19 protein-coding genes and 1 pseudogene (1 of these 20 cut by a window edge) are annotated in these 21,970 nt (G+C 54.6%); 9 read left to right on the forward strand and 11 right to left on the reverse strand.

The features are described from left to right. Positions 1-30: 30 nt before the first annotated feature. The 11 genes from noc to rpmH form a co-directional block, all read right to left on the reverse strand. Positions 31-882, reverse strand: a complete 852-nt coding sequence (gene noc, locus IRT44_RS05240; RefSeq protein WP_171563901.1) for a nucleoid occlusion protein — start codon at positions 880-882, stop codon at positions 31-33. A gap of 592 nt (positions 883-1,474) precedes the next feature. Beyond that, positions 1,475-2,020: an MgtC/SapB family protein gene (locus tag IRT44_RS05245; protein WP_230077580.1), complete on the reverse strand. Its 546-nt coding sequence runs from the start codon at positions 2,018-2,020 to the stop codon at positions 1,475-1,477. Positions 2,021-2,380: 360 nt separating this feature from the next. After that, complete coding sequence (rsmG, locus tag IRT44_RS05250) at positions 2,381-3,097, reverse strand: 16S rRNA (guanine(527)-N(7))-methyltransferase RsmG (protein ID WP_171563899.1); 717 nt, start codon at positions 3,095-3,097, stop codon at positions 2,381-2,383. A 12-nt stretch (positions 3,098-3,109) separates the two neighbouring features. After that, positions 3,110-5,005 (reverse strand): tRNA uridine-5-carboxymethylaminomethyl(34) synthesis enzyme MnmG, encoded by a 1,896-nt coding sequence (mnmG, locus tag IRT44_RS05255; protein ID WP_171563898.1) that lies wholly within the window; start codon positions 5,003-5,005, stop codon positions 3,110-3,112. A 45-nt stretch (positions 5,006-5,050) separates the two neighbouring features. Next, positions 5,051-6,427, reverse strand: a complete 1,377-nt coding sequence (gene mnmE, locus IRT44_RS05260; RefSeq protein ID WP_171563897.1) for a tRNA uridine-5-carboxymethylaminomethyl(34) synthesis GTPase MnmE — start codon at positions 6,425-6,427, stop codon at positions 5,051-5,053. Between the two features lie 331 nt (positions 6,428-6,758). Continuing rightward, positions 6,759-8,105, reverse strand: a complete 1,347-nt coding sequence (locus IRT44_RS05265; RefSeq protein WP_230077581.1) for a helix-turn-helix domain-containing protein — start codon at positions 8,103-8,105, stop codon at positions 6,759-6,761. Between the two features lie 234 nt (positions 8,106-8,339). After that, complete coding sequence (gene jag / locus IRT44_RS05270) at positions 8,340-8,969, reverse strand: RNA-binding cell elongation regulator Jag/EloR (RefSeq protein ID WP_230077582.1); 630 nt, start codon at positions 8,967-8,969, stop codon at positions 8,340-8,342. After that, entirely contained in the window at positions 8,966-9,733 is a 768-nt protein-coding gene (yidC, locus tag IRT44_RS05275; protein WP_171563894.1) for a membrane protein insertase YidC, read from the reverse strand. The genes jag and yidC overlap by 4 nt, the downstream gene beginning before the upstream one ends. Positions 9,734-9,773: 40 nt before the next feature. Further along, a complete protein-coding gene (gene yidD, locus IRT44_RS05280) occupies positions 9,774-9,998 on the reverse strand; it encodes a membrane protein insertion efficiency factor YidD (RefSeq protein ID WP_171563893.1) in 225 nt (74 codons plus the stop codon). Positions 9,999-10,005: 7 nt separating this feature from the next. Continuing rightward, a complete protein-coding gene (rnpA, locus tag IRT44_RS05285; protein WP_171563892.1) occupies positions 10,006-10,374 on the reverse strand; it encodes a ribonuclease P protein component in 369 nt (122 codons plus the stop codon). A gap of 399 nt (positions 10,375-10,773) precedes the next feature. Beyond that, positions 10,774-10,908, reverse strand: a complete 135-nt coding sequence (gene rpmH / locus IRT44_RS05290; protein ID WP_081656608.1) for a 50S ribosomal protein L34 — start codon at positions 10,906-10,908, stop codon at positions 10,774-10,776. A 568-nt stretch (positions 10,909-11,476) separates the two neighbouring features. Here rpmH and dnaA point away from each other — a divergent pair. The 9 genes and pseudogenes from dnaA to gyrA form a co-directional block, all read left to right on the forward strand. Next, positions 11,477-12,837: pseudogene (gene dnaA, locus IRT44_RS05295) on the forward strand (chromosomal replication initiator protein DnaA). Positions 12,838-13,051: 214 nt separating this feature from the next. Continuing rightward, complete coding sequence (dnaN, locus tag IRT44_RS05300; protein ID WP_171563890.1) at positions 13,052-14,191, forward strand: DNA polymerase III subunit beta; 1,140 nt, start codon at positions 13,052-13,054, stop codon at positions 14,189-14,191. 31 nt (positions 14,192-14,222) lie between these two features. Then, positions 14,223-14,438 carry a S4 domain-containing protein YaaA gene (gene yaaA / locus IRT44_RS05305; protein ID WP_029100576.1) on the forward strand — a complete coding sequence of 72 codons (216 nt, stop codon included), beginning with the start codon at positions 14,223-14,225 and terminating at the stop codon, positions 14,436-14,438. Positions 14,439-14,454: 16 nt separating this feature from the next. Next, complete coding sequence (gene recF, locus IRT44_RS05310) at positions 14,455-15,573, forward strand: DNA replication/repair protein RecF (RefSeq protein WP_171563889.1); 1,119 nt, start codon at positions 14,455-14,457, stop codon at positions 15,571-15,573. A gap of 12 nt (positions 15,574-15,585) precedes the next feature. Beyond that, a complete protein-coding gene (remB, locus tag IRT44_RS05315) occupies positions 15,586-15,870 on the forward strand; it encodes an extracellular matrix regulator RemB (protein ID WP_171563888.1) in 285 nt (94 codons plus the stop codon). Next, positions 15,870-17,795: a DNA topoisomerase (ATP-hydrolyzing) subunit B gene (gene gyrB / locus IRT44_RS05320; RefSeq protein WP_171563887.1), complete on the forward strand. Its 1,926-nt coding sequence runs from the start codon at positions 15,870-15,872 to the stop codon at positions 17,793-17,795. The genes remB and gyrB overlap by 1 nt, the downstream gene beginning before the upstream one ends. 215 nt (positions 17,796-18,010) lie before the next feature. Next, a complete protein-coding gene (locus IRT44_RS05325; RefSeq protein ID WP_212133343.1) occupies positions 18,011-19,198 on the forward strand; it encodes an MFS transporter in 1,188 nt (395 codons plus the stop codon). A 101-nt stretch (positions 19,199-19,299) separates the two neighbouring features. Beyond that, positions 19,300-19,842 (forward strand): YdbC family protein, encoded by a 543-nt coding sequence (locus IRT44_RS05330; RefSeq protein WP_171563885.1) that lies wholly within the window; start codon positions 19,300-19,302, stop codon positions 19,840-19,842. Between the two features lie 105 nt (positions 19,843-19,947). Continuing rightward, positions 19,948-21,970: the 5' portion of a DNA gyrase subunit A gene (gene gyrA / locus IRT44_RS05335; protein WP_171563884.1), read on the forward strand. 476 nt of this gene lie beyond the right edge of the window; 2,023 of the gene's 2,499 nt are visible here — the first part of the coding sequence; the start codon lies at positions 19,948-19,950; its stop codon lies off the right edge, out of view.

Below are 21,970 nucleotides of genomic sequence, written 5' to 3' on the forward strand. Positions count from 1 at the left end.
ATTGGAAATCCGTGTGTACCTCTATTAGGTCTATTTCCCTTCCATCCGTTTGGGAATGCGAATAGTAAATTGATAGTATTCCTCGTGGTCCTCTTCATTCGTCTCGACTGCCAGACCGGTCTGCAGCACCATGTCAATGGACTGACGCACCGTGTTGATAGCGATGCGCGCATCCCGGGAAAAAGCTTTCCACTTGGGCTTTGCCTCTTTTTCCTGTTTGGGTTGTTCTGCTGCCTCCAGGAGCTGCTTTACCCGCGTCTCCGTCTGCTTGACGTTCCATTCCCGCTCCAGAATTTCCTGCAGGACTTTGCGCTGCAAATCGGCATTCTTCAACGGAATCAAAGCGCGCGCGTGTCTCTCCGTCACTTTTCGGGTGAGCAGGGCATCCTGAATCTCCTGCGGCAAATGGAGCAGCCGCAGCTTGTTGGCGATGGTGGACTGCCCTTTGCCCAAACGCTGCGCCAGGCTTTCCTGCGTCAGGTTGTGCAGGTCAATCAGCTTCTGATACGCGATGGCTTCTTCAATGGCCGTCAAGCCTTCGCGCTGCAGGTTTTCAATCAAGGCGATCGAAGCTGTCTGGGTATCGTTAAAATCCTTGATAATTGCCGGAATACGCTCCATCCCCAGCTTTTTCGTCGCACGCCAACGCCGCTCCCCAGCGATCAACTCGTATCGGTTGTTTCGCAAGCGAACGACAATCGGTTGAATCAATCCATGCGTGCGGATGGTTTGGCACAGTTCATCGATTTTTTCGTCATCAAATACCGTCCGAGGCTGATATGGATTGGGTACGATTTCATCAACGGGTATTTGTCGTATTTCTTCATTGTCTGTTTTGTCCGTCAACCCGAAAATGCGAGAAAATGAATCTTTAACTGCCATGGTTTGCATCCCCCACTTCCAACCGTTCCATCAGCCGCTGTGCTAAACAAGACGTGACGATTCCCTGGTTGACAAAACTTCCGCCTGAGCCGTTCGACGCAGCCGTCATCATTATTGGATTTCGGAACATTTTCTTCCCGTATCGGTCTGGCGAGCTCACACGTTGCTGGGTTGGGTGATACGGTCGAAAGAAAAACTTTTGATCGTCTGATCGTCGCTTTTTAAAGCTGTCGATCCTTCTATTGTGAATGGTTCATCCTGCTGTTTCAGGCTGCGCATCACTGAAGCATTTGCGTGTTGAAACAGGAAGAACACCTGCTGGAGTAGTCCTTCCAAGAATGATCATGCTTCATCAGCCAAGCGTATATCTACTGCTCCAGGCAAATCATCGTGACGTGTGTTTATCTTTTTTCTGAAACAGCAAAACAGTCGACGTCGTCTCTGTGATGCAGTCGAGTGCTTTTCCTGCGGATTTTTTACCAAATCGTTGACGCCGTGGCACATGCGTATCTGTCTTACAGTCTTCTTCTTTCCTAATTATTCTGCACGGTCCGTTTAATTCCTGCTGCGGAAACGTGTTTCACGTGAAACATCAATTACTGTCTTGCTTGTTACCTTCCTGTTCCTGATGTTCGTATTCATAATCGTCATCTCCTGGCTCCTGCCGGCTCCGGAAGTTGAACAAATGGGGGAACAAGCGGTGGAAATCAAGCGTCAGATAAGCAAAAAATGCCGCAATGATTGCCGTGATGTACATGCCGGCACTGAACATCAAACCGATGGCCGAAGCCACCCACATGCCCGCCGCCGTCGTCAGCCCTTTAACCGTACCGTTAAACTTGATAATCGCCCCTGCGCCCAAAAAGCCCATGCCGGTAACCACCTGGGCGGCTACGCGGCCTGGATCGTTGTTTACACCACTGCTCGAAAAGCCGTAGATGGAAGCAAGTCCAAACAGGCATGAACCGAAGCAGACGAGACTGTACGTGCGGAATCCTGCTCCCCGCTGCCGATTGGCTCCTCTGATGAAACGCTCTCGTTCCAATCCCATAATGGCTCCGGTCACAAACGCCAAAAACAGTCGAAGCAAAATCGTAGGCAGTTCCGGCGGGAAAAAAGTTGCATGAAGCGTATCCATTTCCCTCTCAACCTCCCGTTCATGCTATCGTCTCTTGCGAAAAAAGACTGCTTTCTTTGAAAGTATGCGGACTAATCGGCTTTTATCAATGAACGGCTGTCCGCTTTAAAAAAGCACTGGCGGCTCACTGGGCCAAACATGTTTTTTTCAGTACAGGCGGAGGCGATTCCGGTGTCCCCAACGGTGTTCCCAAGCCTGCCAGCAGACAGATTCGATTCGGCTGATTCTTCACCATGCGTTTGCCGCTTGGGCAGCTTGCAATCATTCCCCTCTGCCAAAAAAGGGCCACAGCGTTGTGCCATAGCCCTCTGGTCTCCAATAACGTCGGTGATCCCGCAGCCGCCCCGCTGCCGCCTGCTTCTACAGCAGCGGTTTTTTGGCAGGGGTGCCCGGCTTGCGCGGATAACCTTTCGGGGTGGCGCCCAGTTTTTCAATGATGACGATGTTGCGCTCCCCCGCTTCCTCCACCAGTTGAAACGTCTCTACTTTTTTCGTCTTGCCGCCCAGGGTCTTGATTGCCTTTTTCGCCTCGTTCAGTTCCGGCGAGATATCGGCTCCCTTCAACGCGATGAAATGACCGCCGACGCGGGCGAACGGCAGGCAATACTCGGCCAGCACGTTCAGACGAGCGACCGCGCGGGCCACCACGAGATCAAACGACTCCCGATACGCCGCTTCCTGTCCGCGCTCCTCCGCCCGGCCGTGGACCGGATATACGTCTTCCAGACCAAGTTCGGCGGCAACGTGATTCAAAAAGGTCATCCGTTTGTTCAGCGAGTCAATGATGGTCATCTTGAGATGAGGAAAGCAGATTTTCAACGGGATGCTGGGAAATCCCGCCCCTCCGCCGATGTCTGCCACAGACTCCACCTGATCAAAGGAAAAGTAGAAGGCAGGCGTAATCGAGTCGTAAAAATGCTTCACGTACACCTGTCCTTCTTCGGTAATCGCAGTCAGGTTCATTTTTTCATTCCACTCCACCAGCAGGCGGTAGTACGCGTCAAACTGCTCCAACTGGCGGGCGGACAGCACGATGCCCTTTGCTGCCAGCGCCTCGGCAAATTGCTCCTTGTTCATGCCTTCGTCTCCTTACTCGGCCGTTCTCACGCGATTGTACTGCTCCAGATATATCATCAATACGGAGATGTCTGCCGGGTTTACGCCGGATATGCGGGATGCCTGCCCGATATTCAGCGGACGGACTTTGCTCATTTTTTCCTGCGCTTCTTTGGACAAGCCGGAGATTTGATGGTAATCAATGTCGTCCGGAATACGGCGTTCCTCCATCTTTTTCATCCGTTCCACCTGCTGCAGCGACTTGCGGATGTAGCCGTCGTACTTGATTTGGATTTCCACCTGCTCTGCCACATCTTCCGGCACTGGTTCCGAAGTCGGCACCATTTGGATGATGTGCTGATAGGTGATTTCCGGACGGCGGAGCAGTTGGGCCAGATCGGTCACTTCCGTCAATTCCGGTGTACCGGCCGCGCGCAGCACTTCCTGCACGTGCGGCATATCCGGACGGACGCGGGTGTTCATGATTCGTTCCTTTTCCTTCTCGATCAGTTCCCGTTTGCGGCAGAACTTGCGATAGCGCTCTTCGCTGATCAGGCCGATCTCGTAACCGATGTCGGTCAGGCGCAGGTCAGCGTTGTCGTGTCGCAGCAGCAGCCGGTATTCTGCCCGGGAAGTGAGCAGCCGGTACGGTTCATTGGTTCCTTTGGTCACCAGGTCGTCGATCAACACCCCGATGTACGCCTGTTCCCGCCCCAAAATGATCGGCGGTTTTCCCTGTACTTTTCGCGCTGCGTTAATCCCGGCCATCAAGCCTTGGCCGGCTGCCTCTTCATAGCCGGACGTACCGTTGATCTGACCGGCTGTGAACAGCCCTTCCACCAGTTTGGTTTCCAACGACGGCCACAGCTGTGTCGGCACAATCGCGTCGTACTCGATGGCGTACCCCGGCCGCATCATTTTTACATTTTCCAGGCCGGCCATGGAACGCAGCATGGCCAACTGCACGTCTTCCGGCAAGCTGGTGGACATCCCCTGCACGTACATCTCTTCGGTGTGACGTCCCTCCGGCTCCAGGAACACCTGGTGCCGCGGCTTGTCGCTGAAACGCACCACCTTGTCCTCGATGGACGGACAATAGCGCGGCCCCGTTCCCTCGATGATGCCGGAGTACATCGGCGCGCGATGCAGGTTGTTGTTGATCATCCGGTGTGTTTCTTCATTGGTATAGGTCAGCCAGCACGGCAGTTGATCCATGATAAACTCGGTGGTCTCGTACGAAAACGCGCGCGGCACGGTGTCGCCGGGCTGAATCTCCATCTTGGAGAAGTCGACGCTGCTCTTGTGCACACGCGGCGGCGTCCCGGTCTTGAAGCGAACCATCTCAAAGCCCAATTCCTGCAGATGATAGGCGAGACGGATCGACGGCCGCATGTTGTTTGGACCGCTTTCGTACTGGAGATCGCCCAGAATGATTTTCCCGCGCAGATACGTTCCGGTGGTCAGGACAACCGCTTTCGCCGAATAGCGGGCTCCCGTCTGCGTAATCACCCCTTCGCAGACGCCGTTGTTGACGATCAGCTCATCCACCATCGCCTGACGCAGGACCAGGTTGGGAGTCTGCTCAATCGTGTGTTTCATCTGATGCTGATAGGCAAATTTGTCTGCCTGCGCGCGCAGGGCGTGAACAGCCGGACCTTTGCCCGTGTTCAGCATCCGCATCTGAATGTGCGTTTTGTCTGTATTTTTGCCCATCTCTCCGCCCAAGGCGTCGATTTCGCGTACGACATGCCCCTTGGCCGGCCCGCCGACAGACGGGTTGCACGGCATAAAGGCAACCGCATCCAGGTTAATGGTCAACAGCAGCGTGCTGCATCCCATGCGCGCCGCCGCCAACGCTGCCTCGCAGCCGGCATGACCCGCACCAATTACTATGACGTCATACGATTCCGCTTCGTAGGTTGCGTTCATGGTTTTCCTCCTTACTCTCCAGTATGGGCGCACTCTCTTATTTTTTCACTTGCCCAGACAAAACTGGGAGAATATCTGGTCGATCAAATCTTCGCCCACACTCTCTCCGATCACTTCGCCGAGCAATTCCCACGCCTTTTTGATGTCGATCTGCACCATATCGATCGGCATCAGGTTGTCGATGCCGCTGATCGCATCGTCAATGGCCTGTTCCGCCTGGCGCAGCAGCTGAATATGACGGGCGTTGCTCACGTAGGTCAGGTCGTCCTGCTGTACGCGGCCGCTAAAAAAGAGATCGGCAATCGCCTGCTCAAGCTGATCAATGCCTGTCTCCTCCCTGGCCGAGGTCAGGATGAGCGGCCGATTGGGGAAGTGCCGTCTCACTTCATCCAGGTCGATGCGTTGCGGCAGGTCCACCTTGTTGATGATGACGATCACCTGGAATCCTTTGGCCGCGTCAAAAATGGCGTAGTCGTCAGGCGTGAGCGACTCGTTGTAATTGAGCACCAGCAGCACGAGATCGGCTTGCTGCAGCAGTTGCCGCGACTTTTCCACGCCGATCTTTTCCACGATGTCCTCCGTCTCGCGAATGCCGGCTGTATCAATCAAGCGCAGCGGCACGCCGCGCACATTCACGTATTCCTCGATGACGTCCCGGGTCGTGCCCGCCACGTCGGTGACGATCGCCTTTTCCTCCTGCACCAGGCTGTTCAAGAGCGACGATTTGCCGACATTGGGCCGGCCGATAATCGCTGTGGACAGCCCCTCGCGCAGGATCTTTCCTTGTCGGGCCGTCTGCAGCAGTCGGCCGATCTCCTGTTTGACCTCTGTGCATTTTTCGCGCAAAAAGTTCTGCGTTACTTCTTCCACATCGTGCTCCGGGTAGTCCAGTGTCACCTCGATGTGGGCCATGGCCTCAATCAGGTTTTGCCGCAGCTTGCGAATCAGCTGGGACAGTTTCCCCTCCACCTGGTTGAGCGCTACTTTCATTGCCTTGTCCGTCTTGGCGCGGATCAGGTCAATCACCGCTTCGGCCTGGGACAAATCGATGCGTCCGTTCAAAAACGCACGCTTCGTAAACTCCCCGGGCTCCGCCAGGCGAGCACCGTTGTCCAGTATCAGCTCCAGTACCCGTTCCACGGACACGATCCCGCCGTGGCAGTTCACCTCCACCACGTCCTCTCGCGTAAACGTCCGCGGTGCACGCATCACCGAGACCAGCACTTCTTCCACTCGCTCGCCGGTCTGTGGATCGTACAGATGTCCGTAATGAATCGTGTGGCTGTCCACAGTGGACAACTTCCGCTTGCCCCGGTATATCTTATCCACAACTTCGATTGCGTCCGGGCCACTGACGCGAATCACCGCAATCCCGCCCTCCCCCATGGGGGTCGCAACCGCTGCGATGGTGTCAAATTCCACGCTGTTTCACCTCAAGCTTTCCGCTGACGAATCAGTACTAACTTCTTAGCATAGCAGAACCACCTGCAAAAATCCAAGCACGAAACGCTTTGCTCACCCTTTTCGAAGAATCATCCACATCTGGACATGCCGTTCCCCTGTTCTGTACTACACGCGAGATTTCCTGCCCGGCACGTTATCCACAGTATGGTCGACTGAAACGGCATCCAATCGCACTATCCACAGGCGCATCATCCTTCATGAAATCGAGAAAACAAAAAAAAGACCCTCACAACAAGAATCTGCATTCTTATTGCAAGGGGATAGAGTAATACATCAGCCAATACGAGTTCTACGTTGGACACCGCTTTTCATCTGTACGTTCGTGCGGTTCCGCCGACAGTTGTTCCGCAGCTTGAGCCTGCAACACTTCAACAGCTTGGCTTCCCCGATATGGACTCAACTCTTTCACAATGATTTCCATATGTTCAAATGATAAATTTCTTTCATTCATGCGATGATATTCAATAAAAAGACCGATACAGGCGGCCACCTTCGCGAAGGAGCCTAATTGCCGATAATAGCTGATGCTTTTCAACAGGGTATCGAATCCTTCCGTAATCTGTCCGATCGAGATCTGACATTTTCCTTTTTGCAAATGATACTTGGCTGTTTGTTTGATCCGTTGCGGGTGAGAGGTGATGTCGGCAGGAAAAAACTGATCTTCAGCAGCGATAAGTTCTTTCATCAAGTCGTTTCTGCCGGTCTCCAGGCAGACGTCCAGAAGATCGGTGACAACGTTGATGCGCCCGTCGCGTTCCGCTTCCTGCAGGCACTCTTGATAAAGCGCAATCGCTTCTTCGTGCTGTCCTTTTTTTGCGTAAAGCAGAGCCCGAAGATGTTTTTTGCGGAAGTCCGCAAATTTGCTGTTTTCATACTCTTTCAAGTACACCTCGGCAAGTACGAGATCACCCAGGTCAAGATATGAATTGACGATGGCGATCAAAGCGGAGGCTTTTTGCCTGCTGTCTTCGTGATCTTCCCGAATGCATTTGCTGCACAATTCAATGCAATCGTAATAATGGTCCAAAACGTAGGCATGTACGCCCAGTCGAAAATACGCCGCAATCCGCTCTGCCGGCTGAAGCCATTCAAGGTAATGCAGCATTTCTTTTCCTCTTTGATACGTTTCTTCCAAGCGAGCGAATTCGTCCCGCTCAAGTAAGTACCGCTCATAAAGCCCCTTCGCCAAGTAATAGGGAATCCCATTCTTTCTGGTATATTCAATGAGCACATCGTACAATACCAGTTTTATGGCAGGGTCGTCCGTACCATTTGCCGTTTGGAAAAGGTGGTCGAGAGCAAGAAATGTTTGCATTTTGGGGGTGTCCAGCAATTTTTGGGCTGCCTTTTCGATGACGGTTTTGTTATTATGTGCGATGGCTTCTTGGAGCAGGAACTTCAATGTTTCCGCCCGTTCGGTTACATCCAGATACGTACTGATTACCAATCCGTAGGGAATATGTAATGCGTTCCCGATCTTTTTCCAGGTGGCAAAGCTGGGCCGTTTTGTTTCCCCGGATTCAATCCGAGACAGGACGCTCCTGCCGACTCCTGCCCGTTCCGCCAGTTCATCAACCGTGATATTTTCCTGATACCTGTATCTGAGAAGCACATCTGCAAAGTCTCCAAACCCCATGGCAGAAGCCCCCTAGTTAAACGTTAGGAATTTTTCCCATGCATTGCTTACAAGCGTGTACTCCCATACTTACTGGCGGGAAACGTTCTCTACTTTCCTTATCGGTTATCATCCTTCGTCTTCTAATGTTTTACGCAAAAAAAGTGAAAAGGGAGTCACGGCGAACAAAGGTAAGCCAATGCTGCTACCATGCGGTCTGTCACCCGGGCGACTGCCGGGCATAAAAAAAGAAGCCTACCGGGAGGCTTCTTTAGGCGCGATCACGATGCAGCGGTTGGGTTCGTCCCCTTCGCTGTAGGTGACCACATCCGCTCGCTTTTGCAAAAACGAGTGAATCACTTTCCGGTCCGCAGCCGACATCGGTTCCAGCCGGACGGAGCGCTTGGTGGCGACAGCCTTCCTGGCCACCCGCTCGGCCAGCTGCTCCAGCGTTTCCTTGCGGCGCGTGCGGTAGTTTTCAGCATCGAGAATGATGCGGACGTGCTTGTCCGCATGGCGGTTTGCTACGACATTTACGAGATACTGTAGAGAGTCTAAGGTCTGTCCCCTGCGGCCGATAATGATTCCCAGGTTGGTCCCCTGTATGTCAAACAGGACGCCGTCTTCCCCGGGACGCGTTTCCACACGGGCGTCCACGTTCATGTTGGCCAGCACATCCTGCAGAAATGCGAGGCCCTGATCCACCGGATCGACATTGACCTCCACTTCCACCTTGGCGTCCCGCGAACCGAACAGTCCAAACAATCCCCTGCTCGGCTCCTCCAGGACGCGCACGCTCACCTTGTCGCGTGTGACGCCCAGTTCTTCCAAGGCCTTACGCACAGCATCGTCAATGGTTTTTGCCGCAGCTACCACCTTTTTCACTTGGAGGTTCCCTCCTTAGGACGCGGCGCTTTGGGCGCTTTGTTTGTATCGCGATACAGGAAATACGTCTGCACAATCGTAAACAGGTTGCCGTACACCCAGTACAGGGAGAGCGCGGACGGCAACGTCACGGCGATCGCCAGAATCATCAGCGGCATCATGATGGTCATCAGCTGCATCTGCGGATTGTTCTGCACCGCCGATCCCATCATCTTGGACTGCAGATACGTGGTAATCGCCGCCACGATCGGCAGGATGTAGTACGGGTCCTTTTCCCCCAGCGACATCCACAGGAAGGTGTGGTTCTTGATTTCTTCCGTACGGATAATCGCGTGGTAAAACGCAATCAGAATCGGCATCTGCACCAACAGCGGCAGACATCCGGCCAGCGGATTTACGTTGTGCTTCTGGAACAGCACAAGCGTTTCCTGCTGGGCCTTTTGCGGATCGTTTTTGTACTTCTCGCGGATTTTTTGCAGTTCCGGCTGAAGCTCCTGCATTTTCTTGGAACTCTTGATCTGTTTGACCATCAGCGGCAGCACGAGCAGGCGGATGATGATGGTGGCCACCAAAATCCCCAAACCGTAACTGCCCCCCAGTACCACCGCACTCTCTTTGATGAGCCAGGACAGCGGCCAAACAAAATACTTGTCCCATATGCCGGTGGCGTCAGGACCGATCGGCGCAGCGGCCTGAGGGTTGCAGCCCGACAGAATCAGTACCAGCAGGGCCAGCATGGATATGCTGAGGATGCGTCTTCTCAAAGGATGGTCCTCCTTTTCCCTGATTCGGTTGTTCACGTAGTTACGAATGGCGTTGATCCGGCACAGGATCAAATCCGCCCGGATGAAACGGGTGGCACTTCAACAGGCGGCGCAGAGCCAACCAGCCCCCCTTCCACGCCCCGAAGCGGCGAATGGCCTCGATCGCGTAGTGCGAGCAGGTGGGCGCAAACCGGCATGTAGGCGGTTTCAACGGGGACAGAAACAGTTGGTATCCGCGGATCAGCCATATCATTAAGCGCGCCATTACCGTTTCACCCTCTTTTTTGGTTATGTACGGGTGTATGTCTGATCACCTTGGCTCGTTTCATCACGTGCAGGAGCGATTGTTCAATCGCGTCCAGTGTCATCGCTTCCACGCCGGGTCGAGCGATGATGACCAGATCCACGTCCGGCGGGATGACGCCTTCCAATCGGCGCACCGCTTCGCGGATCAACCGCTTGACCCGGTTCCGGATCACGGCGTTGCCGATTTTTTTGCTGACGGAAATCCCGGCACGAAACACGGCTTGTCCCTCCTGTTTGGCACAATACAGGACAAACTGTTTGTTTGCCGCCGAGTTTCCCTTTTGAAACACTGCCTGGAAGTGCTCATTTTTTCTGAGCCGATGCGAACGATGCAAGGTAAACATCCCCTAACATCATAATTATAGTAGAAAACGTATGCAGCATCTACCAGTATATCCTGGTTTCGCCCACTTTTTTCCCCGTCCGGCCGATCCTCCCGCGCGCGCACAGATGTTTTGCGTCCAGCCCCCGCGCAGATACATCGTCCAGACAGGCCCAAGAAAAAAGCCGGTCCCATCCCTCTCGCGTTTCAATGTCCGTACTCCTCCCGGTCGTCCCTAAAACCCTCTCCCGCTCGGCCATACCAGCGGTGATCCGGTCGAGCGCGTTCTCTCCGGGCAGTTCCTCTCAAGGAGCGGCACCGATCGGCGCCAGTTGCGGACACAGGTCCTGCGGTCAAGTGATGTCCCGACTGATACTCATCACAATACAAAAAAGGCCACTGTAGCTGTGGCCTATGCGGAAAGCACTTTTCTACCTTTACGACGACGGGCTGCCAAGACCTTACGGCCGTTTTTCGTGCTCATACGCTTGCGGAACCCGTGGTCCTTTTTGCGTTTGCGATTATTTGGATTAAACGTTGGTTTCATTCCTATACACCTCCGTCCTCAAAAGGCATTCTTTCGCATTATAAAGAGATTTGCCTAAAAAGTCAAGCAGACCGGCCAGCGCCGTCAAAAGGGAAATTATCCCCACAAAACTATTTCCCGTCCTGTGGATATCATTTTATCCACACTCGCAGATTTCGACAAGGTTATCTACAGCTTGTACACAAAATATAGGGGTGTGAATATGTCCCCAATACCAGTGGTTGTGTTTGTGGATAAGTGCGAAAAAACCATTGATACCGTGCCTTTTATCTGTTATTATGTTTTTGTTTTGGAACGTGTATAACTCCATTGGGACAATCAGATTTTCCACAGCATGTGGATAAGTTTGTGGACAGCTTTCCTCAGTTGTGAATGATTGTATTCACAATGATGCGAATAACGTCTACTTTTTTTCGCTTCTCTGCGCGAAATCCCTATTTTTCGACTATATTTTATCCACAGTCGACACGCTGTACTTGTGTTGAACATTTATCCTATTGGTCATCCGCCATTCTGAATCTTTTCATTCATCATTTCATATTCGTTTGCCTGAAAGGAGGGATTCCGGTTGGATGCAGCGATTAGCGAGCTCTGGCGAAAGGTACTCGCCAAAATAGAAAAATCGCTCAGCAAACCAAGTTTTGATACCTGGCTCAAGGCGACCAAAGCGAGCACACTGGAGGAGGACGCGCTGATTGTCATAGCGCCCAACGACTTCGCCAGGGACTGGCTGGAAACTCGCTACTCTCAATTGATCACCGATACACTCTATGAGGTTACCGGCGTAAATATGAAAGTGATTTTCGTCGTCCAGCAAAATACGGACGGCGCCTTTGCCGAAGAACAGCCGGCCCCCGAGTGAAAGTATCCGCTCCTCCAGCCAACACCGATGACCAGCCTCCCAGCATCCTGAATCCCAAGTACACGTTTGACACGTTCGTCATCGGTTCCGGAAACCGGTTTGCCCACGCTGCATCGCTCGCCGTGGCAGAAGCGCCGGCCAAGGCGTACAACCCGCTGTTCATCTACGGAGGAGTCGGATTGGGGAAGACTCACTTGATGCACGCCATTGGCCATTACGTGATTCAGCACAATCCCTCAGCCAAAGTGGTGTATCTATCGTCGGAAAAGTTTACCAATGAGTTTATCAACTCGATCCGGGACAACAAGACTGTTGAATTTCGCAACAAATACCGCAGCGTCGACGTGCTGTTGATCGACGACATTCAGTTTTTGGCCGGCAAGGAGCAGACGCAGGAAGAGTTCTTCCATACGTTTAACGCGCTGCACGAGGAGAGCAAGCAGATTGTCATCTCCTCCGACCGTCCGCCGAAAGAGATCCCCACGCTGGAGGATCGCCTTCGCTCCCGCTTCGAATGGGGACTGATCACGGACATCCAGCCTCCTGATTTGGAAACGCGGATTGCCATCCTGCGAAAAAAGGCCAAAGCGGAAAACCTGGACATCCCCAACGAAGTCATGATTTACATCGCCAACCAGATCGACAGCAACATCCGCGAGCTGGAAGGCGCACTGATTCGCGTCGTGGCGTACTCGTCCCTGATCAACCGCGACATCGACACCCATCTGGCGGCGGAAGCGCTGAAAGACATCATCCCGTCTTCCCGTCCGCGGGTGATCACGATCATGGACATCCAGCGCGCAGTCGGCGAAGCGTTCAACCTCAAGCTGGAAGACTTCAAGGCGAAAAAGCGGACCAAATCGGTAGCGTTTCCACGACAGATCGCGATGTATCTGTCCCGCGAGCTGACGGACGCCTCGCTGCCCAAAATCGGCGACGAGTTTGGCGGCCGCGACCATACGACGGTCATTCACGCGCACGAAAAGATTTCCAGAGCGCTTGCGACCGATCCGCAGCTCCAGACGACGATCCAATCGTTGATCGAAAAGCTGAAAGCCAACCACTAACCTGTGAATTGTGAATAACGCCAAAAGCCTATACACAACTTACCCACATGTGTATAGGCTATCTTTTACGTCAGAATTGGGGATATCCACAAACCCACAGGGCCTAGTACTACTCCTGTTAAAAAGATAGATCCTAATAAGATATGAAAGAGACACGGGCATTATGCACAGCAGGCCCAAAACGAGATGGCAGGAAAAAGGGAGGTTTACGGTGATGCACATTACCGTTCAACGCGACAGACTGGTGAACGCCGTTTCGCACGTCAGCAAGGCAGTATCCAGTCGGACGACGATTCCGATCCTGACCGGGATCAAGATGAGAGCGGATGAAGAGGGACTGACGCTGACCGCAAGTGATTCCGACGTCTCCATTGAAGTGCTCATCCCCACGGAGGAAGGAGACGAATGGGGGGTAACTGTTCACCAGCCGGGAAGCATTGTGCTGACTGCTCGCATTTTCAGCGAAATTGTACGAAAACTGCCGAGCAATGAAATTCACATCATGGTGGATGACCGTCTGGTGACGCAAATCCGTTCCGGCCAAGCGGAATTCACGATCAACGGGATGGACGCAAACGAATTTCCGCAGCTGCCGCAGCTGGAAGAGGACAAGGTGTTCAGCGTGCCGGGCGATTTGTTGAAAGCGATGATTCGCCAGACTGTGTTTGCCGTGTCCACGTCTGAAATGCGGCCGATTCTGACCGGATTGATGTGGTCGCTGGACCGCGGCCAATTGAAATTTGTCGCGACTGACAGCCACCGGCTGGCCAGCCGCACGGCGATGGTGGAGTGCCCGGAAGAGCTTTCCTTCCACAATGTGGTCGTACCGGGTAAAAGCTGCAACGAATTGGTCAAAATATTGGATGATGACCAACATCCGGTCGACATCGTCGTGGCTGACAACCAGATCCTGGTGAAGTCGAAGCACATTTTGTTCTACTCCCGTCTGCTGGAAGGGACGTATCCGGACACGTCCCGGATCATCCCGCAAGGCTGCAAGACGGAAATCACGGTCAGCACAAAGGAATTCCTGCAGTCGATCGAGCGCGCATCCCTGTTGAGCCGCGAGGGCAAATCCAACGTGGTGCGCCTGATGACACTGCCGGACGGCAGCGTGGAGATCACCTCCAACGCGCCGGAGATCGGGAAGGTGACGGAGATTGTCGCGCCTAAGTCGCTCAACGGCGAGGATCTGAAAATCTCCTTTAACGCCAAGTACATGATTGACGCGCTTCGTTCCATCGACAGCAGCGAGATCAAAGCCAGCTTTACCGGCCCGATGAGCCCGTTTGTCATCTGTCCGACCGATCATGACTGGATGCTTCACCTGATCCTGCCGGTCCGGACCTACTAGGTAGTATTTGGAAAAGGAAAGGAGCCCATCCATGCGAGAGGTGTCCATTCAAACCGAGTACATCGCCCTGGGCCAGTTCCTCAAGCTGGCCGACATCATCGACACCGGCGGGATGGCCAAAGCGTTTCTCGCCGAAGTGCCGATCTTGGTCAACGGCGAAGAGGAAAACCGGCGCGGCCGCAAGCTGTATCCCGGCGATGAGGTGACGGTCGAAGGGCACGGCCGGTTCAAAGTAGTGCGCCGCTGAGAGGAGAGCCTGATTCTTGTTTCTCAAGAACCTGTCGCTAACTCATTTTCGCAATTACGACGCGCTGTCCCTCACGTTTGACGGCCCCATTCAGCTGTTTATCGGCAACAACGCGCAAGGCAAGACCAACGTGTTGGAGTCCATCTACGTTCTTGCGCTGGCCAAATCCCACCGGACGTCCCGGGACAAGGAACTGATCGCTTGGGATGCCGATTTTGCCGCCATCCGCAGCGACGTCGAGCGCCGCACCGGACCTGTTCGGCTGGAGCTGCAGTTGACCGCCAAGGGAAAACGGGCCAAAATCAACGGGATGGAACAGCAAAAATTAAGCGAATACGTCGGAGCACTCAACGTGGTCATGTTCGCCCCCGAAGATCTGGGAGTGGTCAAGGGGGCGCCTGCCCAACGGCGCCGGTTTATCGACATGGAAATCGGCCAGGTGTCTCCGACGTATCTGTACTATTTGAGCAATTACAACAAGGTGCTGGCCCAGCGCAATCAACTGCTGAAAGACCTGGCGATGAAGAAAAGTAACTCGCTGGAAATGCTGGCAATTTGGAATACCCAATTGGCAGAATTAGCGGTAAAATTGTTACGGAAGCGTTTTTCGTTCATTCGGAAGCTGGAAACGTGGGCTCGCTCGATCCACGCCGGCATTACCGACGGCAAGGAAACGCTCTCTTTGCATTATGAGAACAGTTCGCCGGTGACGGAAGAGATGGCCGTGGAGCAGGCGGTTGAAGCGATGCTGGCCGCCTACGAAGAGGTGTTTGACCGGGAAATGGCCCGGGGCAGCACGCTGATCGGGCCGCACCGGGACGATTTCAGTCTGAAAGTAAACGGCATGGACGTACAAACGTACGGTTCTCAGGGACAGCAGCGGACCAGCGCGCTGTCGATCAAACTGGCCGAAATCGAGCTGATCAAGGAAGAAGTGGGCGAGTACCCCGTTCTTCTGTTGGATGACGTGCTGTCTGAATTGGATGAACATCGGCAGACGCTGCTGTTGGAAACCATACAAGATCGCGTTCAGACGTTTGTAAGCACCACGGGTGTGGAAGGCTTAAAACATCAGGTTCTCCAGCAAGCCTCGCGTTTTTACGTGCGGGAAGGGAAAATCTCCGGGGAAAGGTAGGGAGAACAGGTTATGTTTATACACATTGGTGGCGATACTGTGGTGAGCACCAAGGACGTAATTTCGATTCTCGACCACCAGTCTGTCAAATCGTCAAAAGTGAACCAGGCGTTTTTGCAGGCACGTCGCAACATGGTGGTGGACCAGGGTGTGGAGGAGACGAAATCGTATGTCATCACCAAGGATGCCGTCTACTGTTCGCCCATATCTTCCCTGACGCTAAAGCGACGCGCTCAGTTCGTGGACAGCTTGGAGCAGGTTCCCGTACAAGCTGAAGTGGAGGAGTTGACAGAGTAGTGGACCAGGTAACGACAAAGGATACGAATTACGACGCCAGTCAGATCCAGGTGCTGGAGGGCTTGGAGGCGGTGCGCAAGCGGCCCGGGATGTACATCGGGTCAACCAGCAGCCGCGGTCTGCATCATCTGGTGTGGGAGATTGTCGACAATTCCATCGACGAAGCGCTCGCCGGATACTGCGACAATATCGAAGTGGTGATTCACCCGGACAATTCTGTCTCCGTGACGGACAACGGACGGGGGATTCCTACGGGCATCCACGAAAAGACCGGGAAATCGACCGTAGAGACCGTTTTGACCGTCCTGCACGCCGGGGGGAAATTCGGCGGCGGCGGGTACAAGGTGTCAGGCGGTCTGCACGGCGTGGGCAGCTCGGTGGTGAACGCGCTCTCCGAGTGGTTGGAAGTGGAAGTGAAACAGAACGGCAAGGTCCACTTCATGCGCTTTAACGTCGGGGTCCCGGAGGCAGATCTGGCGGTTGTCGGAGAAACCACAGAAACCGGTACCAAGGTCACCTTCAAACCTGACCCGACTATTTTTACCGAAACGACCGTTTTTGATTACGAGGTGCTGCAGAAGCGCATCCGCGAGCTGGCCTTTTTGAACAAAGGGCTGCGCATCACGTTGAAAGACGAGCGGCCCGGCCAGGAGCGGGAAGAGTCGTTCCACTACGAGGGCGGGATCGTGCAGTTTGTCGAGTACTTGAACAAGAACCGCGAACCGCTGCACGAAGAAGTCATTTACTGTGAAGGGGAAAAAGACGGGCTGCACGTAGAAGTAGCCATCCAGTACAACGACAGCTATATAAGCAACATCTACTCCTTTGCCAACAACATCAACACGCACGAGGGCGGGACGCACGAGTCCGGCTTCAAGACGGCGCTTACCCGCGTCATCAACGACTACTGCCGCAAGTTCAACTTCCTGAAGGAAAAGGACCCCAACCTGTCCGGTGATGACGTGCGCGAAGGGATTACGGCGATCATTTCCGTGAAGATCCCGGAGCCGCAGTTTGAGGGGCAGACCAAGACGAAGCTGGGCAATTCCGAGGCGCGCAGTGTGACCGAGTCCGTATTCGGCGACCGTTTTGCCACCTTTATGGAGGAAAATCCGGCGGTAGCCAAGCGGATTGTGGAAAAAGCGCTGATGGCGGCGCGGGCGCGGGAAGCGGCGCGCAAGGCGCGCGAGCTGACCAGGCGGAAAAGCGCACTGGAGGTAAGCGCGTTGCCGGGCAAATTGGCCGATTGTTCGTCCAAGGACGCGTCCGAGTCCGAATTGTTTATCGTGGAGGGGGACTCCGCGGGCGGTTCGGCCAAAGCGGGGCGGGATCGCCACTTCCAGGCGATTCTGCCGCTGCGCGGCAAGGTGTTGAACGTGGAGAAATCCCGTCTTGACAAGATTCTCGCCAACAACGAGATTCGCGCGATCATCACGGCGCTCGGCACGGGTGTCGGCGAAGATTTTGACATCTCCAAGGCCCGCTACCACAAAGTCGTGATCATGACGGACGCAGACGTCGACGGTTCGCACATCCGGACGCTGCTCTTGACGCTGTTTTACCGCTATATGCGGCCGCTGATCGAGGCGGGCTACATCTACATCGCTCAACCGCCGCTGTACAGCATCAAGCAGGGCAAGCAGATTTACTACGCGTACAACGACAAGCAGCGGGACGAAATTCTGGCCACGTTGAAGAGCACCCCCAAACCAAGCATTCAGCGCTACAAGGGATTGGGCGAGATGAATGCGGACCAGCTCTGGGAGACGACAATGGACCCCGAGGTGCGCACTCTGCTGCAGGTCAGTCTGGAAGATGCGATGGAAGCCGACATGGTCTTCGAAACCCTGATGGGCGACGATGTGGAGCCGCGGCGCGAGTTTATCGAGCAGTATGCTGCCACGGTGCGGGATCTGGACATTTAAGGAGACGATTTACCATGCCGGATAGATGGAACCTGTTTTGTAAGGCCGGCATGCGTATGTTTAGCAAACCGAAAAAGCTTGTCCCAAATGGGGCAGGCTTTTTTTGTTGGGCAGAGACGACAGCGATGACGCTGCACTTCGTACGTTGACATTTTTAAACTTACAAAATAATAATGTATTGTAAGTGATATATCCTACTCGCTGGAGGGGAAACCATGAACCAAACGGAACCGCTTTGGACGAAAGATTTTGTGCTGTTGGCGTTCTCCAATTTTTTTCTTTTCGTCGGGTTTCAGATGCTGATTCCGACGCTTCCGCTGTTTGTGACCGAACGGGGCGGGGACCAGTTGGCTGTAGGTCTGGTCGTCAGCCTGTTTACGGTGTCCGCCCTGATCGTTCGTCCGTTTGCCGGGAAAGCGCTGGATTCGGTCGGACGGCGGCCGGTCTTGCTGGTGGGGCTTGCCTTGTTTCTGCTGTGCGTGGCCGGTTATTACTGGATGGCGACGGTCGCTCTCGTGTTGGGGCTTCGGTTTGTGCATGGCATAGGCTGGGGAATTGCCACGACCACGTTCGGCACAATCGCTTCCGATCTGATTCCGGCTGCGCGGCGAGGAGAAGGAATGGGGTATTTCGGGATGTTCAGCAGCCTGGCGATGGCGCTTGGACCGTTGGTGGGGCTGTGGCTGGCGCAATCGTTCGGATTTGGCTGGCTGTTTTTGATCTCGTCGGTTTTGACCGCATTGGCCATGCTCCTGTCCAAACCGGTGAAAATGGCAGCACCGGCCGGCGCCGGTCGGCGGCAGCCTGAGACAAAACGAAGTGGACTGGTGGAGCAAAAAGCGCTGTTTCCGTCGCTGCTGGTGCTGTTTCTGGGCGTCACGTACGGCGGCATTGTCAGTTTTATCACCTTGTTCGGCCAGGAAGCGGGGATCGGCAATGTCGGTCTGTTCTTCCTGTTCAACGCGCTGTCGCTGATGCTGATTCGGCCGGTTGCCGGGAAACTGTTTGACCGAAAAGGGCACCTCTGGGTGCTGCTGCCCGGCGGTATTGTGATGGCTGCGGGTCTGTTGATTTTGTCGTACAGCACGACGTCCTTTGGGCTGATTGCAGCGGCCATCCTGTTTGGCAGCGGGTTTGGCGCGGTTCAGCCGTCGCTGCAGGCCTGGACCATCCACCGCGTTTCGCCTGAACGGCGAGGGGCGGCAAATGGCACCTTTTTTTCCGCGTTTGACCTGGGGATCGGAGCGGGGGCGATGCTTTTGGGCGCAGTCGCCAAAGCAATCGGTTTTGCCCTGATGTATCGCTGCTCCGTCATCGTAATTTTACTCTATCTGATCATCTATCTGGCGTACGTGATCAAGGAGCGGCGTCGACATTCCCATCTGCAACCCGGTTCGTCCTGAGATGGTCCGGGTTTTTTTGCAAGCACCGGTATTATGAACAGACGGCCGTCTGTAGGTGATTGGCCTGTGTGACAGGACACAAAAGAAGCGGGGGGTGTGTCATGCTCATCAAATGGATTGCGTGTCAGGTGAGGGAGGGCCAACAGCAGTTCTTTTCCCGGGGGCAGGAGCAGTGGAGAGCCGTCAGGGAGGTTGACGGCTTTCTCGGCCAGGCCGGCGGGTGGAATGTCAGCGACCCGGCCGAGGCTGTCATTCTCGCTTGTTGGCGGGATGAAGCAGCTTACCGGGCGTTTATGGCGAACCACCACGACCCGATTTTTGCCAAAACCAGGCAGCAGCAGACGTATGAGCGCATCCGCGTGGAGCTCTATGAACGCGTTCTCGACATGCCGGGGACGATGGAAAACGTGCTCGACGCGTTGGCGGTTGGGAAATGGCTGCGGCTGGAACAGCGGCCTGTTTTGCCAGAAGCGGACTGCCTGGCGGGTTGGCCGGGGGCTGCCGCCGGTGTGGCGGGAAAAGCCGTGAAGGATGGGGGGCGTTTTCTCATCGCGACGGTGTGGGATGCTGCCCAACCGGACCGGGAGGGGACATCCGGGGCGATCATCGCCCCGTTGGAGGATGCCTGGCTGGTGCTGCCGTAAGACAGGAGACTGGTGACGCAATGCGTTTGCGAGAGATTTTGGACGTGACCTCTTTCTGTATGGTATAATTACGTATTGCGATAACCAGTTGGAGGTTTACCCTTTATGGCAGAAGAAACAGCTCGGTTTCCCAAAGTTGATATTAGCCAGGAAATGAAAGAGTCGTTCATCAGCTATGCGATGAGCGTAATTGTCAGCCGGGCGTTGCCAGACGTCCGCGACGGGCTGAAGCCGGTTCACCGGCGTATTTTGTATGCCATGCACGACATGGGATTGACGCCGGACAAAGCGTTCCGGAAGTCGGCCAACGTCGTTGGTGAAGTAATGGCCAACTACCATCCGCACGGGGATTCTGCCATCTACGAAACGATGGTTCGGATGGCGCAGGACTTCAACATGCGCTACATGCTGGTCGAGGGACAGGGCAACTTTGGTTCCGTGGACGGTGACCCGGCAGCGGCGATGCGGTACACCGAATCCCGCCTGTCCAAGATTGCTCTCGAACTGCTGCGCGATATCGATAAAGAGACTGTCAACTTTACACCCAACTACGACGGCCGAAAAGAGGAGCCGGTCGTACTGCCGTCCCGTTTTCCCAATCTGCTGGTAAACGGTTCGGCGGGGATTGCCGTGGGCATGGCGACCAACATTCCTCCGCACAACCTGAGCGAAGTGATTGACGGCGTCGTGGCCATGATCGACAATCCGAACATAACGGTTCAGGAACTGATGAAGATCATCAAGGGGCCCGATTTTCCGACTGCCGGGGAAATCCTCGGCTACAGCGGCATTCGCCGGGCGTACGAAACGGGCCGTGGCTCGATCATCATGCGAGCCAAAACGACGATCGAAGAAGACAAAGGGAAACCGCGCATCATCGTGACGGAAATACCTTTCCAGGTCAACAAGGCCAAACTGATCGAAAAAATTGCCGAGCTGGTACGGGAAAAGAAAATCGACGGCATCACCGACCTGCGCGACGAGTCGGACCGCAAAGGGATGCGGATCGTCATCGAGCTGCGCCGGGACGTGGTCCCCAAAGTCGTTTTGAACAACCTGTTCAAGCATACCCAGATGCAGAGCACTTTCGGGGTCAACATGCTCGCGCTGGTGGACAACCGTCCACGCGTGTTGAATCTGCGGGACATGTTGTACTACTACCTCCAGCATCAACGGGAGATCGTCCGCAGACGGACCGAGTACGAGTTGAAGCAGGCGGAAGCCCGCGCTCACATCTTGGAAGGGCTGCGAATTGCGCTGGACCACATCGACGAGATCATCAGCCTGATCCGTGGATCGCAAACGGCAGAAGAGGCCCGCGACGGACTGATGTCCCGTTACGGATTGAGCTTGGAACAGGCTCAGGCGATTCTCGACATGCGCCTGCAGCGCCTGACCGGTTTGGAGCGGGAAAAGATCGAAAACGAGTACCAGGAATTGCTGGCGAAAATCGCCGAACTGCGCTCCATTCTGGCCGATGAAGGCAAGATTTACGCGATCGTCCGTGGAGAGCTTCTGGAGATCAAGGAGAAGTTTGGCGACGAGCGCAGGACCGTCATCACATATGACGAAGAGCACATTGAGGATGCCGATCTGATTCCAGAAGAAGACGTGGTCATCACGCTGACCCATGACGGCTACATCAAGCGCCTGCCCGTCTCCACCTATCGTGCGCAGAAACGGGGCGGCCGTGGTGTACAGGGCATCGGCACCAAGGACGACGACTTTGTCGAACACCTGTACATCACCAATTCGCACGACCACATCTTGTTCTTTACCAACAAGGGCAAGGTCTACCGCCTGATGGGGTACGAGATTCCGGACCTGAGCCGCACAGCCAAGGGCACTCCGGTGATCAACCTGATCCAGATCGAAAAAGGCGAGCGGGTCAACGCGGTCATCCCCGTCAAGGAACTGGGCGGAGACGCCTACCTGTTCTTCGCCACGAAAAAGGGAATTATCAAACGGACCGAGCTGTCGGCGTTTGAGCATATTCGCAAAGGCGGCCTGTTTGCCGTCAACCTGCGGGAAGACGACGAACTGATCGGCGTTCGCCTCACCGACGGCCACCAGGAGATCATCATGGGGACCCGCAACGGCATGTCTGTTCGCTTCAAGGAAAGCGATG

This window comes from Brevibacillus sedimenti, from assembly GCF_020923495.1.
Taxonomy (GTDB): Bacteria; Bacillota; Bacilli; order Brevibacillales; family Brevibacillaceae; genus Brevibacillus; species Brevibacillus aydinogluensis.

What these genes read in the sequence shown, in the direction of transcription:
- noc (WP_171563901.1), bottom strand. Translation starts at nt 882, where the DNA reads ATGGCAGTTAAAGATTCATTTTCTCGCATTTTCGGGTTGACGGACAAA.
- IRT44_RS05245 (WP_230077580.1), bottom strand. Translation starts at nt 2,020, where the DNA reads ATGGATACGCTTCATGCAACTTTTTTCCCGCCGGAACTGCCTACGATT.
- rsmG (WP_171563899.1), bottom strand. Translation starts at nt 3,097, where the DNA reads ATGAACAAGGAGCAATTTGCCGAGGCGCTGGCAGCAAAGGGCATCGTG.
- mnmG (WP_171563898.1), bottom strand. Translation starts at nt 5,005, where the DNA reads ATGAACGCAACCTACGAAGCGGAATCGTATGACGTCATAGTAATTGGT.
- IRT44_RS05265 (WP_230077581.1), bottom strand. Translation starts at nt 8,105, where the DNA reads ATGGGGTTTGGAGACTTTGCAGATGTGCTTCTCAGATACAGGTATCAG.
- yidD (WP_171563893.1), bottom strand. Translation starts at nt 9,998, where the DNA reads ATGGCGCGCTTAATGATATGGCTGATCCGCGGATACCAACTGTTTCTG.
- rpmH (WP_081656608.1), bottom strand. Translation starts at nt 10,908, where the DNA reads ATGAAACCAACGTTTAATCCAAATAATCGCAAACGCAAAAAGGACCAC.
- dnaN (WP_171563890.1), top strand. Translation starts at nt 13,052, where the DNA reads ATGCACATTACCGTTCAACGCGACAGACTGGTGAACGCCGTTTCGCAC.
- yaaA (WP_029100576.1), top strand. Translation starts at nt 14,223, where the DNA reads ATGCGAGAGGTGTCCATTCAAACCGAGTACATCGCCCTGGGCCAGTTC.
- remB (WP_171563888.1), top strand. Translation starts at nt 15,586, where the DNA reads ATGTTTATACACATTGGTGGCGATACTGTGGTGAGCACCAAGGACGTA.
- IRT44_RS05325 (WP_212133343.1), top strand. Translation starts at nt 18,011, where the DNA reads ATGAACCAAACGGAACCGCTTTGGACGAAAGATTTTGTGCTGTTGGCG.
- IRT44_RS05330 (WP_171563885.1), top strand. Translation starts at nt 19,300, where the DNA reads ATGCTCATCAAATGGATTGCGTGTCAGGTGAGGGAGGGCCAACAGCAG.